Source organism: Pseudomonas sp. GM24 (assembly GCF_000282235.1).
In the GTDB taxonomy this organism is placed as follows: Bacteria; Pseudomonadota; Gammaproteobacteria; order Pseudomonadales; family Pseudomonadaceae; genus Aquipseudomonas.
Genome location: NZ_AKJR01000361.1, coordinates 1 through 1150, shown reverse-complemented (window position 1 = coordinate 1150; position 1150 = coordinate 1). Strand labels below are relative to the sequence as shown.

The 1150-nt window shown below is 55.7% G+C and carries 1 protein-coding gene; it reads right to left on the bottom strand.

The genetic code is table 11. The features are described 5' to 3' along the window. Positions 1-116: 116 nt before the first annotated feature. Complete coding sequence (locus PMI23_RS28360; RefSeq protein WP_007918675.1) at positions 117-866, bottom strand: hypothetical protein; 750 nt, start codon at positions 864-866, stop codon at positions 117-119. Positions 867-1150 lie beyond the last annotated feature (284 nt).

Sequence of the window (1150 nt, the reverse complement as noted above, 5' to 3'; positions counted from 1 at the left end):
CTTGCCAGCGATGAGGCCAGGCCAGGCAACATAGTTTTGCCTGACCCACCGCCATCGCTGGCAAGCCAGCTCCCACAGGTTTTGTGCTGCATTGATGATCACCGCCCCAACCGAACTCACTGCACCGGCAAGAAATTCAGGAACAACAAACTCTGCGCGTAGTTAAGACCGATCCGCCGGTAACGCTCATCAAGCATCTGCGTGATCAGATCCAGTCGCGCAACGATTTTGCCGAACTCGGTGGCGAAGCTCAGGTTGCTGCCCTCCTCCGAGATCTCATTGGAAAACAGCAGCGGCTGACCTTCCTTGTTCTGTCGCTGGGACAAGATCCACGTGGCTTTTTCGATATTGCGTGCGGCGTTGTGAACGAACGTCGGGTTGATCGCGTCCGTCATATAGAACTCGGTGCGATTGCCATGGGCGGTGACCAGCATGCTGCCGATGGCATAGATGAACGCGCCGACGCGGTCACCGAGAAACTCCGGGCTCATCGCATAGCTCAGCGCCGCCAGATCCTTTCGACCACCCAACACCGGCAGCGGCTGTTGCTGCTCTACGGCCATCCGCACCTGCTTCACAGCGGCATGGATGTTGAGAAAGCCTGACTTGCGCAGCTCGTCCGGGTTGCGCAGGTACAGCTTGGCTTGCAAGCGATAGAGGCTGCTGAGGTTGTCGCGCATCGCCAGCGTGGCCATGCGGTCGACGCTGGTCTGCAGGAACTCCTGCGGCTTCCCTTCACGCATCTGATTGAAGAAGCCGTTGCCGTCCTGGTGACTGCAACCGCTGAAAAACAGCAACGACAAACACGCCAGCAACAGGCACGGGCGGCGGAAAAAAGTAGCGATCAGGGCAAAAGCTCTCGGCATGAAATCTCGAACAGGCACATTCCTGTGCGGCGGGAGTCACCGCATCCTGGCCATGGATAGAGCCGCTGATTGCGAAAAAGTGCAGTGGTGCGCACGACCAGCCGACCTTCGGCAATGCCTGCCCAACCAATTAGTCTGTCTTTATTGTTGAAATAAACGATTAATCAGCTATAAATCTTGATTGCAAATACAAATAGCATGACTAGTTACGCTGTAGGATCTGCCGCAGGCTGCGATCTTTTGACCTTGCCTTTGAAAACCAAAATCAAAAGATCGCAGCCTGC

What these genes read in the sequence shown, in the direction of transcription:
- PMI23_RS28360 (WP_007918675.1), bottom strand. Translation starts at nt 866, where the DNA reads ATGCCGAGAGCTTTTGCCCTGATCGCTACTTTTTTCCGCCGCCCGTGC.